The organism is Citrobacter sp. Cpo074 (assembly GCF_030332745.1).
Lineage (GTDB): Bacteria > Pseudomonadota > Gammaproteobacteria > Enterobacterales > Enterobacteriaceae > Citrobacter > Citrobacter portucalensis.
In genome coordinates this window covers 20,472-35,108 of sequence record NZ_JAOWHG010000035.1, presented here as the reverse complement: position 1 = coordinate 35,108, position 14,637 = coordinate 20,472, and the positions used below count along the sequence as shown (strand labels likewise).

Annotated in this window: 13 protein-coding genes; 3 read left to right on the top strand and 10 right to left on the bottom strand. The window is 54.1% G+C overall.

The genetic code is table 11. The annotated features are described in order from the left end of the window. Positions 1-6 precede the first annotated feature (6 nt). The 9 genes from OGX83_RS21305 to OGX83_RS21265 all read right to left on the bottom strand — a co-directional run bounded on the left by OGX83_RS21305 (position 7) and on the right by OGX83_RS21265 (position 6,796). Positions 7-1,074, bottom strand: coding sequence for a carbon-phosphorus lyase complex subunit (locus OGX83_RS21305; RefSeq protein ID WP_235125785.1), 1,068 nt, complete (start codon positions 1,072-1,074; stop codon positions 7-9). After that, positions 1,074-1,670, bottom strand: a complete 597-nt coding sequence (gene phnH, locus OGX83_RS21300; RefSeq protein WP_008786957.1) for a phosphonate C-P lyase system protein PhnH — start codon at positions 1,668-1,670, stop codon at positions 1,074-1,076. The genes OGX83_RS21305 and phnH overlap by 1 nt, the downstream gene beginning before the upstream one ends. Beyond that, positions 1,667-2,119 carry a phosphonate C-P lyase system protein PhnG gene (phnG, locus tag OGX83_RS21295; protein ID WP_008786958.1) on the bottom strand — a complete coding sequence of 151 codons (453 nt, stop codon included), beginning with the start codon at positions 2,117-2,119 and terminating at the stop codon, positions 1,667-1,669. Before phnG ends, phnH begins: the two co-directional genes overlap by 4 nt. Continuing rightward, the gene (phnF, locus tag OGX83_RS21290) at positions 2,120-2,845 is read right to left on the bottom strand and encodes a phosphonate metabolism transcriptional regulator PhnF (RefSeq protein WP_020996086.1); all 726 of its coding nucleotides are present in this window, start codon (positions 2,843-2,845) and stop codon (positions 2,120-2,122) included. Between the two features lie 20 nt (positions 2,846-2,865). After that, positions 2,866-3,645 carry a phosphonate ABC transporter, permease protein PhnE gene (gene phnE, locus OGX83_RS21285; protein ID WP_016155398.1) on the bottom strand — a complete coding sequence of 260 codons (780 nt, stop codon included), beginning with the start codon at positions 3,643-3,645 and terminating at the stop codon, positions 2,866-2,868. A 133-nt stretch (positions 3,646-3,778) separates the two neighbouring features. After that, the gene (gene phnD / locus OGX83_RS21280) at positions 3,779-4,795 is read right to left on the bottom strand and encodes a phosphonate ABC transporter substrate-binding protein (protein ID WP_286589098.1); all 1,017 of its coding nucleotides are present in this window, start codon (positions 4,793-4,795) and stop codon (positions 3,779-3,781) included. 155 nt (positions 4,796-4,950) lie between these two features. Then, the gene (gene phnC, locus OGX83_RS21275; protein WP_003826726.1) at positions 4,951-5,739 is read right to left on the bottom strand and encodes a phosphonate ABC transporter ATP-binding protein; all 789 of its coding nucleotides are present in this window, start codon (positions 5,737-5,739) and stop codon (positions 4,951-4,953) included. Between the two features lie 132 nt (positions 5,740-5,871). After that, on the bottom strand, positions 5,872-6,321 hold the full coding sequence (gene yjdN / locus OGX83_RS21270; protein ID WP_032942129.1) for a VOC family metalloprotein YjdN: 450 nt from the start codon (positions 6,319-6,321) through the stop codon (positions 5,872-5,874). Between the two features lie 139 nt (positions 6,322-6,460). Beyond that, a complete protein-coding gene (locus OGX83_RS21265) occupies positions 6,461-6,796 on the bottom strand; it encodes a zinc ribbon domain-containing protein YjdM (RefSeq protein WP_003031835.1) in 336 nt (111 codons plus the stop codon). 541 nt (positions 6,797-7,337) lie between these two features. On the opposite strand from OGX83_RS21265, the gene crfC reads away from it, so the two are divergent. Together crfC and OGX83_RS21255 are read left to right on the top strand one after the other, a co-directional pair. Next, positions 7,338-9,695: a clamp-binding protein CrfC gene (gene crfC, locus OGX83_RS21260; protein ID WP_286589094.1), complete on the top strand. Its 2,358-nt coding sequence runs from the start codon at positions 7,338-7,340 to the stop codon at positions 9,693-9,695. Further along, positions 9,692-10,585, top strand: coding sequence for a diguanylate cyclase regulator RdcB family protein (locus tag OGX83_RS21255; RefSeq protein WP_286574133.1), 894 nt, complete (start codon positions 9,692-9,694; stop codon positions 10,583-10,585). Before crfC ends, OGX83_RS21255 begins: the two co-directional genes overlap by 4 nt. Before the next feature lie 30 nt (positions 10,586-10,615). On the opposite strand, the gene kdgT is transcribed toward OGX83_RS21255, so the two are convergent. After that, positions 10,616-11,614: a 2-keto-3-deoxygluconate transporter gene (gene kdgT, locus OGX83_RS21250; RefSeq protein ID WP_003826735.1), complete on the bottom strand. Its 999-nt coding sequence runs from the start codon at positions 11,612-11,614 to the stop codon at positions 10,616-10,618. 700 nt (positions 11,615-12,314) lie between these two features. Between kdgT and proP the strand changes: the two genes are divergently transcribed. After that, positions 12,315-13,817 (top strand): glycine betaine/L-proline transporter ProP, encoded by a 1,503-nt coding sequence (proP, locus tag OGX83_RS21245; RefSeq protein ID WP_003826737.1) that lies wholly within the window; start codon positions 12,315-12,317, stop codon positions 13,815-13,817. The last annotated feature ends 820 nt before the right edge of the window (positions 13,818-14,637 follow it).

Sequence of the window (14,637 nt, the reverse complement as noted above, 5' to 3'; positions counted from 1 at the left end):
GAGAGGTTAGTGGTCACGGGTGGCCTCCTGTTGCAGGCGTTTGAGCAGTTCCAGTTCGGCCTGGAAATCGACGTAATGGGGAAGTTTGAGGTGCGAAACAAAACCCGCCGCCTCGACGTTATCCGCATGCGCCAGCACGAACTCTTCGTCCTGCGCCGGTCCTGTGACCGTTTCATCGTATTCGGCTGCCTGTAGGGCGCGGTCCACCAGCGCCATCGCCATCGCTTTACGTTCGCTCATACCGAACACCAGCCCGTAGCCGCGGGTAAAATGGGGGGATTCATTTTCTGGCGCGACAAACCCGTTGACCATTTCACATTCGGTCATCAGCAGTTCGCCGATGTTCACCGCAAATCCCAGCTCTTCCGGCACCGTTTCCAGTGCCACATAGCCGCTGCGGATTTCGGCGGCAAACGGGTGATTGCGCCCGTAGCCGCGCTGGGTGGAGTAGGCCAGCGCCAGCAGATAGCCTTCGTCGCCGCGCATCAGCTGTTGCAGGCGTGAAGCACGTGAACAGGGATAAACCGGCGGTGTGCGGGTGATGTCGTCGGGTGTCGCGCCATCATCCTCTTCACGCTTTGCCAGCCCTTGGTTGGCCAGCAGGGAAAAGACGTGCGGGGAGGCATCCTGCACGCCGTCTGCGCTGCGCAGAGGCGGCGTTTCGCCATTGGCCAGCAGGGTAAAATCCAGCAAGCGATGGGTGTAGTCATAGGTTGGACCCAACAGTTGCCCGCCGGGAATATCTTTGTAGACCGCCGAGATTCGGCGCTCAAGGCGCATTTCTGCGCTGTTAACCGGTTCACTGACCGCCACTTTTGCCAGCGTAGTGCGGTAGGCGCGGAGCAAAAAGATGGCTTCGACGTTATCGCCGCTGGCCTGCTTCAGCGCCAGTGCCGCCAGTTCACGGTCGGCAATACCGCCTTCGGTCATCACCCGGTCAACGGCCAGGTTCATCTGCTGTTCGATTTGCGCCACGCTCAGTTCAGCAATGGTTTCATCGCCCCGGCGTCGGTTGTCCTGCAGGGCGTGGGCGTTGGCTATCGCCTTTTCGCCCCCTTTGACGGCGACGTACATCAGCACACCTCCACATGGGTGGTTCGCGGAATAGCCAGCAGGCGTTCGCCGCAGGTGAGGATCAGATCGACCCCCAGTGGGAACGGGTGCGGGCGTTCGGTGAGTTCATGAATCAGGCATTCCGGCAGCTGTGGCGCGATCATGCGCTCTTCGGCGATGCCCGCGCCGGTCAGACGCAGCATGCGTCCGCCGCTTAAGCCAGAGACCTGCACAATCAGCGTGGCGCTGGTCTCTGGCGCGACGGCTGAACCGGCGGAGAGGGCGTTAAGCTGTTCGCTGCTGATGCGCTCGTCGGCGACGGCAAAGGCCGCCAGCTGCGGCTGATCCACCAGCGGCGCGTTGGTATGAAAACGCAGGTTCTGGCGGGCAATATCGTTATCCATCGACGGCGCCAGCCAGACCGGCGTGTCGCCATCGACCAGGGTCAGCAGCACGCTGGTAGTTGCCAGGCCCAGCGGCTGCCAGCCGTGTTTCAGTTGATGCAGGGCGACGATTACGCCCGGCTCGCTCATGGCCTTCAGCAGGCGACGAAAGCTCTGCTGAGCATCCTGAACGGGTAAATTAAAAGCGGTCAGAAGTGCTGTAGATCGTGTCATGCGTTATCTCCGCGTACCAGCGTGAAGAAGTCGACCCGGCTGGCGTTGACTTCGGCACGGCGTGCGTTAATCAGCGCATCGCGTTCCGCTTCCAGCGGGGCAATTAAGGTTTCCATTAGGTTCTGGAAATGCGTTTGTTCCTGCAGCAGTGCGTCAATCACCGCGCACTGCTCGGCATGTTGTTTATTGCGTCCCAGCAGGTAGCTGTAACCCAGCGTGCCGCTCTTCAGGCGTACCACTGCGCGAGTTAGCGTGGTGTCACCGGCAAAGAAGCGGTTGCCGGTACCGCCCATACGGGCCTGGATCTGCATCAGTCCGCTTTCCGGGGCGCGGATAAGTTCATAGTCCGGCGTCAGTTTGAGCGCGGTGATGCGGGCGTTCAGGGCATCGGCATTGCTGTAAGCCAGCGCGCGCATCCAGCGCTGGCGAGTGGCGGTATCGAAATGCATTCAGTGCTCCATAGTGAATTCGATCATGTCGGCGCGGGTCAGGCTGACGGAGTATTCCGCCGCGTGTTCTTCGCCTTCACGGTGGTTCAGGGTGCGCACGCACAGCAGCGGCGCCATATTGGGGATTTCCAGTACCTTGCTCTCTTTGGCCTGCGCGCGGCGGGCGCTGATGCGCGTTTGCGTGCGTAGCAGCGTCAGACCGGACTGTTCGCGCAGGTAGTCATGCAGCGAACCGCTGTTGAAGCCTTGCAGCAGCGGCCACAGCGAGAGGTCGGAAAAATAGTGGTCGATCTGGCACAGTGCGATGCCGTTAACCCGGCGCAGGGTGCGCAGGTGAATCACGTTATCGCCCTCGTTTATGCTGAGCGCATCGGCAATGTGGCTGGAGGCCGGACGCAGCACCGCCAGCAGTTTTTCGCTGGTGGGATGGCTGCCCTGGTCCAGCAGATTCTGACTAAAGCGCGCCTGGGCATTAAGCGGGTAATCGAACGGGCGCATCAGCACCAGCACGCCGACGCCCTGACGACGCTGAACCCAACCGCGTTCAACCAACTGGTCAATGGCGCGGCGCAGGGTGTGGCGGTTTACCTCGTAGCGCGCGGCAAGCTGATGCTCGGCGGGCAGATAGTCACCGCAGCGATAATGTTGACGTAGCTCCTGCTCAAGTCTCGCGGCAATTTCCTGATAACGCGTTGGATAACTGGTCGGATGTGTAGACAAGTGCATAGCAATCAATGCCTCGCTAATCAGATAAAGTGCTTACGCAAACGCTGGGAAAGGAAATCCAACAGGCTGACGGTGACGATGATTAACACCATCAGGGCGCAGGTTTGCTGGAACTGAAAGCCGCGAATCGCCTCCCATAAGGTCACGCCAATACCGCCTGCACCCACCATTCCGACCACCGTGGCCGAGCGAACGTTGGATTCAAAGCGATACAGCGAGTAGGAGATAAGCAGCGGCATGACCTGTGGCAGAACGCCGTACAGAATCTCTTCAATTTTGTTGGCACCGGTGGCGCGAATGCCTTCTACCGGACCTGGCTCAATAGCTTCTACCGCTTCAGAAAGCAGTTTGGAGAGCACCCCGGTAGTGTGGATAAACAGCGCCATCACCCCGGCGAATGGGCCTAACCCGACGGCGACCACGAACAGCATGGCGAAGACCATTTCATTGATGGCGCGGCAGGCGTCCATCAGGCGACGCATCGGCTGGTAAATCCACCACGGCACGAGGTTATCGGCGCACATCAGGCCGAAGGGAATCGACAGCACAACGGCGAGGGCAGTCCCCCAGACGGCAATTTGCAGGGTGACGGCCATTTCACCGAGATAGTCCTGCCACTGGCTGAAGTCCGGCGGGAAGAAGTCGGCGGCGAAGGTCGCCATATTGCCGGAATCCTGGATCAGCGTGAGCGGGGCCATTTCGGCACCTTTCCACGAGACCACCAGCACGGCGAGAAGAATGGCCCAGCTCAGCAGCGAGAACCAGCTACGTTTGGGCGGGGCGACGGTGATGGTTTGCATGTTTAGCTCCTGGGTGTCGATGTTTCGGGTCTGTTGTAGGCCGGATAAGGTGCTGGCACCGCCATCCGGCATGGAATCCCTTGCATTGCCTGATGGCGCTGCGCTTATCAGGCCTACAATTTGGTCACCAGGTTTACTGCACCGCTTTGGTGACGCTGGTCATAGCGCCCAGTGCGGCGGTCAGACGGTCAAGGTCATCGAGCTGCGCTTTCAATGCCGAGGTTTTGCTGATTTTCTCTTCCTCGTTCAGCCCTTTGTTGTCCTTCACACCCTGCATCTCTTTAAACAGTGCCAGCTGGCGAATCGGCACCAGTTGCAGATCGCTGGAGGCGCGGAACGGTGCCCATCCCAGGCGTTCCAGTACGGTTTTCTGTTCCGGCGTTTTGCCGTAATTCATAAAGAAGTCGTACACCTTGTCCTTGGTGGTTTCGGAGAGGTTTTTACGCCAGACGATCGGATCGCCCGGGATCAGCGGCGACTTCCAGATCACCTTCAGTTCTTTCAGTTTTTCCGGCGCGGAAGTTTTCAGCTTGTCGAGGTTTTCGGTGTTGTTGGTGGCGACATCGACCTGCTTGTTGGCGACGGCCAGCGCGTTGGTTTCGTGTCCGGCGTTAACGGTGCGTTTGAAGTCGCTGGCGGAGATGTTGTTTTTGGCGAAGACGTAGTAGCCGGGGACGAGGAAGCCTGACGTTGAGTTGGGATCGCCGTTGCCGAAGGTCAGATCCTTACGTTTGGCGATCAGATCGTTCAGGTTATTGATCGGGCTGTCTTTGTTAACGATCAACACGCTCCAGTAACCTGGGGATCCGTCGGCGGCGACGGTCTGGGCAAACACTTGCCCGTTAGCGCGATCCACCGCTTCCATTGCCGAGAGGTTGCCGTACCAGGCGATATCAACTTTGTTAAAGCGCATTCCCTGGATGATCCCGGCGTAGTCCGGGGCGAAGAAGGCGTTCACTTTCACGCCCAGTGATTTTTCCATGTCCTTCAGGAACGGTTCCCACTGCGGTTTCAGATTTTGCTGTGATTCGGTCGAAATAATGCCAAAGTTCAGCGCTTTTTCTTGCTCTTCGGCATGGGCCGGGGTGAGCAGTGTGCTGAGACTAAACATGCTGGTGAAGGCCAGCGCGGCAACTGTCTTATAGCTCATGTCGTTTCCTTAATTAGTCATTGTTCCAGGCTATTTCGCTTGCCAGCCTGAATCCGGGCAGTGCTCAAAATCCTCACGTACTGCGTGTACGCTCCGGTTTTTCCGCGCTGGCCGTCTCCAGCCTGGCTGCGCCAATAACGCCTGGTTTTTTAGAACTATGCAGCCTGCGCGTTCTGTTCGACGCGGTTCATGCTGCGGTAGAGATGGTCAAAACGATCGTTATCAAAATGCTGGCTGCTGCCATCAAAGAAGACGTTGCCCTGGCGCAGCGCGACGATGCGTTCGCAGTAGCGCAGGGCGTAATCCACCTGATGCAGCGTGACGACCACGGTGATACCGTCGGTCTGGTTTATGTCGCGTAGGGTGTCCATCACGATGCGTGCGGATTCCGGGTCCAGCGAAGCAATCGGCTCATCGGCGAGGATCACTTTGGCCTGCTGCATCAGCGCGCGGGCGATTGCGACACGCTGCTGCTGACCGCCCGAAAGCGTGGAAACGCGCTGGTATGCAAAGTGCGCCATGCCCACGCGGGTCAGCGCCTGTAATGCACGCTGTTTTTGTTCCTGGCTAAACCAGCTAAAACAGGTACGCCAGAACGGCGTGCTGCCGAGCGCGCCAATCAGGACGTTCTCCAGCACTGTCAGGCGGTTCACCAGATTGAACTGCTGGAAGATGTAGCCGGTGTGGGCGCGGCTTTTGCGGATATCGCGCGCCAGGCGGCCTTCATGTTGAACGGTGCGGCCCAGCAGCTCGACGCGGCTGCCGGGGGATTTATCACCGGTGATCAAACCGCTTAAATGACGTAAAAGGGTGGATTTGCCGGAGCCAGACGGCCCAAGCAGAGCCACCATCTCACCGGAACAGATGTTCAGATCAACCGCATTGAGCGCCTGATGTTGATTGAAGGACTTGGAGAGTTTCTCGACGCGAATAATCGTTTGCATGATGCGGCCTCCCTAAAAAAGTGGCCCCATCGTGGCGGATCAATGTGACGTTTTCGTTAAGGGATGGTTACTCGACGATGAAGAGTTGAGCGCTATTTGATGACAGTACGGGAGGGCTGGCCTCCCGTTGGATTACTCTGTAGGGGGTTGCTGTTGTTTGACAACGTTGATCATCCACGGCACGCCATACTGGTCGCTCACTTTACCGAAACCGTGGGCCCAGAAGGTTTCCTGCCAGTCCATTTCGATTTTTCCGTTTGCTGCCAGATTATCAAACCAGCGTTTGCCTTCATCGACGTTTTGCGTGTCGAGCACCAGCGTGAAGCCAGAGTAGTGAGCATTTCCGTCCGGGGCGCTATCGCTCATCATGATGTCACTGCCCGCAACGCGCAGGTTGGCGTGGGCGATGGCAGTGTCGGGGAATTTCAAGCCTGAAGGGCAACCATCTTCGCTATCCTGCGCCGATTTGGGCATTTCACCGAAGTTGATTTTGTAGAGTAGCTCAGCGCCTAACGTTTTTTGATAGTAGGCGATAGCGTCAGCGCAGTTGCCTGCAAAGGAGATATAGGGACTTAACGGCATAATCTTTACCTCAGGTAAAAGAAGCCAATTAAGTGTAGTTAGCGTCTGCAAAAATAAACCAGGCGGGAAGTATGAGCTTCCCGCCTGGCAGATGAGCTGGTGTTGACCTGATTAGCGTCGCGCTATCAGGCAATTTGCATCAGTTCTTTTTCACAAACTCAGATTTCAGCTTCATTGGGCCAAAGCCATCGATTTTGCAATCGATGTTGTGGTCACCTTCAACCAAACGAATGTTTTTCACTTTGGTACCAATCTTCAGCATGGAAGAGCTACCTTTTACCTTCAGGTCTTTCACGACGGTAACGCTGTCGCCGTCAGCCAGCAGGTTGCCGTTGGCATCTTTAACGATCAGTTCGTCGCTGTCCTGCGCCGGTTCAGCATCGTTCCATTCGTGAGCGCATTCCGGGCAGATGAACATGCCGTTATCTTCGTAAGTGTATTCGGAGTTGCATTGCGGGCAGTGTGGTAATGACATGTGGATTTCCTCAAAAGTCAGCAGGGGCAAATGCGCCCAAAAAATGGCAGATTGCCGAAAAAGGCCGCAATTATACATAAAATCCCTGCATTTGTCGGGACTACTGCGCGATTACGCAAAATGATCTGCTGTAAAGACCCTCTGCTTTCACCTCAATGAAAGTATGGCGGAATATTTTTTAAGGGAAATTGCTACGCTTAGATATTTAAGATAAGGTGAGGCGAAATATCTGATATTCATAGGTAACATTGCTTAGAAATGCCTAAGTCATTGTGATTGAATATCATTGAACCCCTTAAATTTAGTAGGGGGATTCCGCTGGCATTTTTTAAAACTGAACTACGCTGTCTATCTTTCTTACTTATTTTCATAAGTGAGAGGCATCAGGCCAGCGGTTATACACCAAATTTATTTTAATAATATCAATTGGTTGTTTTGATTTTAATTATTTCTATACGTAATTATAAAAGCCAAAAAATCTATAAATAAAACGATTGGGCTAAATAAAAGCAATGCCATTTGCGTTAAGGAAAAATTTTCCATGCACACACAGACAATATATGAATTAAGTCAGGAAGCGGAACGCTTGCTGATGCTCTCGCTTGAACATCTCAGGCAATTGCAAAAATTGCCTATGACGTCGTTGGATGATGTCGCGCTAAAACAAGGAGAGCATAGCAGTCAGGTTGTTCAGCCCCTGCATTTCAGCGCGCGTGGCATGGATGTCCAGCAAGCAACGCTCAATAATGAGCTGCGCAAGATTACGCGTCTGGAAATGGTGCTGGCGATTGTTGGCACGATGAAAGCGGGAAAATCGACGACGATTAACGCGATTGTGGGGACAGAGGTGTTACCTAATCGTAATCGCCCCATGACGGCGTTACCAACGCTAATACGCCATACGCCGGGGCAGAAAGAGCCGGTGCTGCATTTTTCACATGTCGCGCCGATCGATGCCTTAATGAAGGTTTTGCAGCAGCGCGTGCGCGAGTGCGATCGCCTGCGTCTTACGCAGACCCTCGAAATTGACAAGGATATGAATGTCCTGCTGCAACATATTGAAAATGGTGTGGCATTTGAACGGTATTATCTTGGCGCACAGCCTATTTTCCATTGCCTTAAAAGCCTGAACGACCTGGTGCGCCTGTCAAAAGCATTGGACGTTGATTTTCCTTTTGCTGCCTATGCAGCGATTGAGCATATTCCGGTTATTGAGGTTGAATTTGTCCATTTGGCCGGACAGGCAAGCTACCCAGGGCAATTAACGCTGCTGGATACGCCGGGGCCGAACGAGGCAGGACAACCGCACTTACAAAAAATGCTCAATGAACAACTGGTGCGGGCCTCTGCGGTGCTGGCGGTGTTGGATTACACCCAACTGAAATCGATTTCCGATGAGGAAGTGCGTCAGGCGATTATGGCGGTCGGCAAGTCAGTGCCGTTATATGCGCTGGTCAATAAATTCGATCAGAAAGACCGCAACAGTGACGATGAAGAACAGGTGCGGGCGTTGATTTCCGGCACGTTGATGCAAGGCGGAATCGCTCCTGAAAGAATTTATCCGGTCTCCTCAATGTGGGGCTATCTGGCGAACAGGGCGCGTCATGAGCTGACGACGCGCGGGCGACTGCCGGATCATCAGGAGCAACGTTGGGTGCAGGATTTTGCCGAAGCGGCGCTTGGCAGACGCTGGCGCACCACCGATCTTGACGATACAGAACACATCCGCCATGCCGCCGACCTGTTGTGGGAAGACTCGCTGTTTGAACAGCCAATTCAGAAAGTGATCCACGCCGCTTATGCTAATGCTTCGTTGTATGCGCTTCGCTCAGCGTCACATAAGTTATTGAACTATGCACAAAGCGTGCACGAATATCTGGAATTTCGCGCCCACGGGTTAACGGTCGCCTATGACAAACTGCGGCTGAACATCACGCATATTGAAGAGGATATGCAGCAGTTAGAAGTGAGCCAGGGGCGGGTGAGCGATGAAGTCAGCCATGAAGTAGAACTGGCGCTGGAGGCTGCCGCTGCCTATCTCAGTGAGCAACAGACTGAGATTCTTTGCGGTATCAACACGTTCTTTGTCAAAGAAAACGTCCTGATGATGTCACAACACGGTCTGGGGAATGCTGTGAATACGGCAGAAATGGCCGGAGAGATGTTGGTGCTGCATGATGAAGGGCAGGCGAAAATTGTGTTAGATAAAATTCGCTCGTCCTGTGAGGGGGTATTGCTGGCGGCGCAGGAAAGCATCAGCCGGGACTTAGCCCTGCGTTTTGAACAGCTTGAGTCGACGCTCTCCCGGGCGCTAAATGACGCGATGCGGCCAATTGAGCAAAGGGTGAAAGAGGAGCTAAACCACGCCGGTTTTCGTGCGCGGATCCGTTTTCCAGCGTTCCATACGGCGATGTTTAATTTCAATACCCGCCAATTGTTTAACGAGGCCATTGAGCAGGATATTCCGGCAGAAAATGCGCCGTCTACTGGCGGTGTGGTGCGTGAGACTTTCTCTCGTTGGCTAAATCAACCCAACTGGGGATGGAATGATTACGTCGAAACAAAAACGCGTTATCTCATTGATATGGGCGCATTGCATAAAAACCTTGTGCAGTACGTCTCCCAGTTTTGCCAACAAATTCGTAAAGCTTTAGCTGCTCAGGTCGATATCTCCGTTACGGCTGGCATGGCCACATTTTTTGCTGATTTCTCTCTGTGCCTGGCGCAATTGCAGGCGAGTCTGAGTGAGAGTCTGACGCTACGCCAACAAAATGAATCCGCGGTGAATGCAATGAATGAGCAATTGCAGCAGCGCATTACGATTGCGGCATGGCTTTATGAAGATTCCCGATTGCTGCGTGACGATATCAATACCCTTTTTGCAACCGAGCACACATGACTAACGTTTTACTGGAAGGCCCCGGGAGGACGCTGGAGTGTGTCTACCCGAAGTTTATGGTCGATCTGGTTCAGGGAGATGAAACCAAACGTTCCGGCGGTTTTCTGCAACAGCAGCAGCGGCTGCGCGCGCGTCTGACGCAGGAAGTGTTATCCCAGACGCAACTGCGTGCGTGGGTGATGGCGGGAGTGTCCAGCGAGCATCTGGTGATGCGCCTTAAGCTGGTGGAGAAGCTGGCAGGCATGATTGACCCGGGTCATCTGGCGCTGGTACGGATCGCCGAAGGGCTGATGTTTTTGCAACAAACAGAACACCCGCGTGGGCTTTCAACCCCCGGTCTTTTACAGCAAATAAATTCACTGACTGACTGGTTTACCCAACGCGCGGCGTATAAAGAGAAGGCGCTGACCCAGCGCGGCCTGACGGTTCAGGCGGGCGAGCATAGCGAACAAATTTTTACCCGCTGGCGGGCTGGCGCGTATGACGGCTGGTCGTTACCAGGACGCTGTTTTGTCGCGCTGGAGGAGCTACGTTGGGGAGCTTTTGGTGATGCCTGCCGGTTAGCGAATGCCGATGTGGTGTTAATGCTAAAAGACAACCTGCGAACCATGGCGGCTCAGGCATTGGCGGACAGCGTGAATGCAGCGCCCGCTACGCGTCATTACTATCATTATTGGCTCAGCACGCCAGCTGTCGGCGGATCGGGCGAGTATAACGATATGCTGAGCTGGCTGGGGAGCTGGTGCGATGCGCAACGCCATCCTGTGAGCTGGTCGGTGACGCAGCGTTGGCAAAATGTGGCGCTGGGAATGCCGCGATTGTGTTCGGCAAAGCGGCTGGTCGATGCGATGGTTGAGGAGATTTTTGCACCGACCCTGCTCGTCAATTGAGCAGGGCTGGTGAGTAGGATAAAGGCAGGTTTAGTGGTGCAGAGAGTCTGCCGGGGTGGCCACCGCTTCGTTGGCGACTAGGTTTTTATTAAAACGTTTGGCGTACAGCGCGGTGATAATCGGCACCAGAATGGCGGTGACAATTACGCTGGCGGCAACCAGCGCCGTAGCGGATGCGGCAACCGGTTCGAACGCCGGGTTAATCTGGGCGATAATCACCGGGTTTGCTACCGCAGCGCCTGCTGCTGAAGAGGCTGCGACGCCTGCCGTACCGTTCCCGCCACCAATAACACGGTCAGCAATAATCAGCGGGATACCGGTGATGACGATAACCGCGACACCCAGCAGGATACCCAGCAGACCGGTATCAACGATCACGCTCAGGTTAATAGTGTTACCCAACGCGAAGCCGAAGAACGGGATCAGCACCGGTGTGGCTTTGCTGAAGAAAGAACGCAGGTCGTGATCCAGGTTGCCCAACGTAAAGCCAATCAGGAACGGTAATACCGCGCCGATGAAATGGTGTGGCTCGAAGGAGGCCAGACCCGCAGAGCCGAGGATCACCATGGTCATCAACGGACCGGATTCCAGAGACATCAACACAAATGCGCCGGACTCTTCTTTGGTGCCGTACTGGTTCATCAGGCTGGCGTACAAACCACCGTTGGTCATGTCCATTGCGGAGACAATTGCCAAAACTGAGAGGCCTGCAAAGAACCCGGTTTGAATACCGGTATCAGGAATAAATGAAGCAGCAATCATTGCCACTACCCACGCCACGGCTATTTTGGTTATTACCAGCGTACCGGACTTGCGTAATACCGTACCGGTTGCCCGCAAATCAATAGATGCGCCGATACAAAAAAACCACACTGCCAGAATCGGTACCGTTCCGCTGATCATTCCTTTGGTAAACGAACCGAAATACGCACCGGTATCCGGAGCTAACGTATTTAACACTGCGCCTAATAACAGAGGAATCAACATCATTCCGCCGGGGATGCGTTCAATCGTGGCTTTAATTTTCATAAACGTCCTCATGTCTTGTCGCTGCTAAAACTCGCGCAAGAGGGTAAAAATTAATAAATTCAAATAGTTACTGGCGTTTCTTAACAAAGAAAATCGCTATCTCTTTGTTTTATAAAATCTAACGCGGCATACGTTGAGCGTGTTGCTGCTCCCAGGGATATTGCGTCTGGAATTAGTTTGCATTCACAGGAACATTGATTCAATCAAAATAAAACGATGTTTTAGTTATCTTCATCACATATTCCGCGCAAAAGTTCCCGGTCGCTCTGATTATTAAAAAAGCTGTGATCTTTTTGTGAAAGGATTAGGTGGTTTTTTTGCTAGCAGAATAATAGTGACCGCTGTGATTGTTGGTGCAATAAAGCGATTTATTCTTGTATTTAATTGTCATTAAATCGCAAGCATTACATGTAAAAAAGCTGACTAAGAATGACCTAATTTACGCATGTTGACGAAATGAAAAACTATATGTGAAGTTGATCACAAATTTAAACGCTGTTAGGGTAAAGAGGTCATTAACCGCCCAATCAGGCGTCAACAGGTTCGGTTGTACTGCGCGTTTCTCGTCAGTGTAAGTAAACCTGCTACGCTTGTTACAGGGAATGCGCCTGTGCATTCCCCGCTCGGTGATGACCCTGACGCATGCGGCGTTGGGGGACTCGAACTGGAGCGTGACAGGGCTAAGTCTATGAGGACGAGTATGCTAAAAAGGAAAAAAATAAAACCGATAACGCTGCGCGACGTTACCATCATTGATGACGGTAAATTGCGAAAAGCCATTACCGCAGCGTCATTAGGTAATGCGATGGAGTGGTTCGATTTTGGTGTTTATGGATTTGTTGCTTACGCATTAGGTAAAGTGTTCTTCCCGGGGGCTGACCCCAGCGTGCAGATGGTTGCCGCACTCGCCACCTTCTCTGTTCCCTTTCTGATTCGACCGCTTGGCGGATTGTTCTTCGGTATGCTCGGCGATAAATACGGTCGTCAGAAGATACTCGCTATCACCATCGTGATTATGTCGATCAGTACCTTCTGTATCGGTCTTATTCCCTCGTATGCCTCAATTGGTATCTGGGCACCGATTCTGCTGTTGCTGTGTAAGATGGCGCAGGGGTTCTCGGTCGGCGGAGAGTATACCGGGGCATCGATTTTTGTCGCAGAGTACTCGCCAGACCGTAAGCGCGGATTTATGGGTAGTTGGCTGGACTTCGGCTCGATTGCCGGGTTTGTGCTGGGCGCGGGCGTGGTGGTCCTGATCTCAACTATCGTCGGCGAGGATAACTTCCTTGAGTGGGGCTGGCGTATTCCGTTCTTCCTGGCGCTACCGTTAGGCCTGATTGGTCTGTACCTGCGCCATGCGCTGGAAGAGACGCCGGCGTTCCAGCAGCACGTGGATAAACTGGAGCAGGGCGATCGTCAGGGTCTGCAGGAAGGTCCTAAGGTCTCGTTTAAAGAGATTGCAACTAAGCACTGGCGCAGCCTGTTGGCATGTGTTGGTCTGGTGATTGCCACCAACGTCACCTACTACATGCTGCTCACCTATATGCCGAGCTATCTGTCGCATAACCTGCATTACTCTGAAGACCACGGCGTGTTGATTATTATCGCCATCATGATTGGTATGCTGTTTGTGCAGCCGATTATGGGGTTGCTCAGCGACCGTTTCGGGCGTCGTCCGTTTGTAATCATGGGCAGTATTGCGCTGTTTGTGCTAGCGATTCCGGCATTTATTCTGATTAACAGTAATGTTATCGGCCTGATTTTCGCCGGGTTGCTGATGTTGGCGGTGATCCTCAACTGCTTTACCGGGGTGATGGCGTCAACGTTACCGGCGATGTTCCCGACGCATATTCGCTACAGTGCGCTGGCCGCCGCGTTTAATATCTCGGTATTGATCGCCGGTCTGACTCCGACATTGGCCGCATGGCTGGTGGAAAGCTCGCAGAATCTGATGATGCCTGCTTATTATCTGATGGTGATTGCGGTAGTAGGTTTAATTACCGGCGTGACCATGAAAGAGACGGCTAATCAGCCGCTGAAAGGCGCGACACCTGCTGCTTCGGATATTCAGGAAGCGAAAGAGATCCTCGGCGAACACTACGATAACATTGAACAGAAAATCGAAGATATCGATCAGGAAATTGCTGAGCTACAGGTTAAGCGCACGCGTCTGGTGCAGCAGCATCCGCGTATTGAAGAGTAACGGTGTTATTGCCTGATGGCACTACGTTTATCAGGCCTACGGGCAGCGTTGTACTCAGTAGGCCGGATAAGGTGCTAGCCGCCATCCGGCGCATGGACTGGGCATTCGTGTTATTGCCTGATGAGACTACGTTTATCAGGCCTACGGGCAGCGTTGTACTCAGTAGGCCGGATAAGGCTCTAGCCGCCATCCGGCGCATGGCCAGGGCATTCGTGTTATTGCCTTGGCACTACGTTTATCAGGCCTACGGGCAGCGTTGTACTCAGTAGGCCGGATAAGGCGCTAGCCGCCATCCGGCGCATGGCCCGGGCATTCGTGTTAATGCCTTGGCACTACGTTTATCAGGCCTACGGGCAGCGTTGTACTCAGTAGGCCGGATAAGGCGCTAGCCGCCATCCGGCGCATGGCCCGGGCATTCGTGTTATTGCCTGATGGCACTACGTTTATCAGGCCTACGGGCAGCATTGTACTCAGTAGGCCGGATAAGGCTCTAGCCGCCATCCGGCGCATGGCCTGGACATTCGTGTTATTGCCTGATGGCACTATGCTTATCGGGCCTACGGGCAGCATTGTACTCAGTAGGCCGGATAAGGTGTTAGCCGCCATCCGGCGCATGGCCAGGGCATTCGTGTTATTGCCTGATGAGACTACGTTTATCAGGCCTACGGGCAGCATTGTACTCAGTAGGCCGGATAAGGCGCTAGCCGCCATCCGGCGCATGGCCCGGGCATTCGTGTTAATGCCTGATGGCACTACGTTTATCAGGCCTACGGGCAGCATTGTACTCAGTAGGCCGGATAAGGCTCTAGCCGCCATCCGG

What these genes read in the sequence shown, in the direction of transcription:
- phnE (WP_016155398.1), bottom strand. Translation starts at nt 3,645, where the DNA reads ATGCAAACCATCACCGTCGCCCCGCCCAAACGTAGCTGGTTCTCGCTG.
- OGX83_RS21305 (WP_235125785.1), bottom strand. Translation starts at nt 1,074, where the DNA reads ATGTACGTCGCCGTCAAAGGGGGCGAAAAGGCGATAGCCAACGCCCAC.
- proP (WP_003826737.1), top strand. Translation starts at nt 12,315, where the DNA reads ATGCTAAAAAGGAAAAAAATAAAACCGATAACGCTGCGCGACGTTACC.
- OGX83_RS21255 (WP_286574133.1), top strand. Translation starts at nt 9,692, where the DNA reads ATGACTAACGTTTTACTGGAAGGCCCCGGGAGGACGCTGGAGTGTGTC.
- phnF (WP_020996086.1), bottom strand. Translation starts at nt 2,845, where the DNA reads ATGCACTTGTCTACACATCCGACCAGTTATCCAACGCGTTATCAGGAA.
- phnC (WP_003826726.1), bottom strand. Translation starts at nt 5,739, where the DNA reads ATGCAAACGATTATTCGCGTCGAGAAACTCTCCAAGTCCTTCAATCAA.
- crfC (WP_286589094.1), top strand. Translation starts at nt 7,338, where the DNA reads ATGCACACACAGACAATATATGAATTAAGTCAGGAAGCGGAACGCTTG.
- phnG (WP_008786958.1), bottom strand. Translation starts at nt 2,119, where the DNA reads ATGCATTTCGATACCGCCACTCGCCAGCGCTGGATGCGCGCGCTGGCT.
- phnD (WP_286589098.1), bottom strand. Translation starts at nt 4,795, where the DNA reads ATGAGCTATAAGACAGTTGCCGCGCTGGCCTTCACCAGCATGTTTAGT.
- kdgT (WP_003826735.1), bottom strand. Translation starts at nt 11,614, where the DNA reads ATGAAAATTAAAGCCACGATTGAACGCATCCCCGGCGGAATGATGTTG.
- phnH (WP_008786957.1), bottom strand. Translation starts at nt 1,670, where the DNA reads ATGACACGATCTACAGCACTTCTGACCGCTTTTAATTTACCCGTTCAG.
- OGX83_RS21265 (WP_003031835.1), bottom strand. Translation starts at nt 6,796, where the DNA reads ATGTCATTACCACACTGCCCGCAATGCAACTCCGAATACACTTACGAA.
- yjdN (WP_032942129.1), bottom strand. Translation starts at nt 6,321, where the DNA reads ATGCCGTTAAGTCCCTATATCTCCTTTGCAGGCAACTGCGCTGACGCT.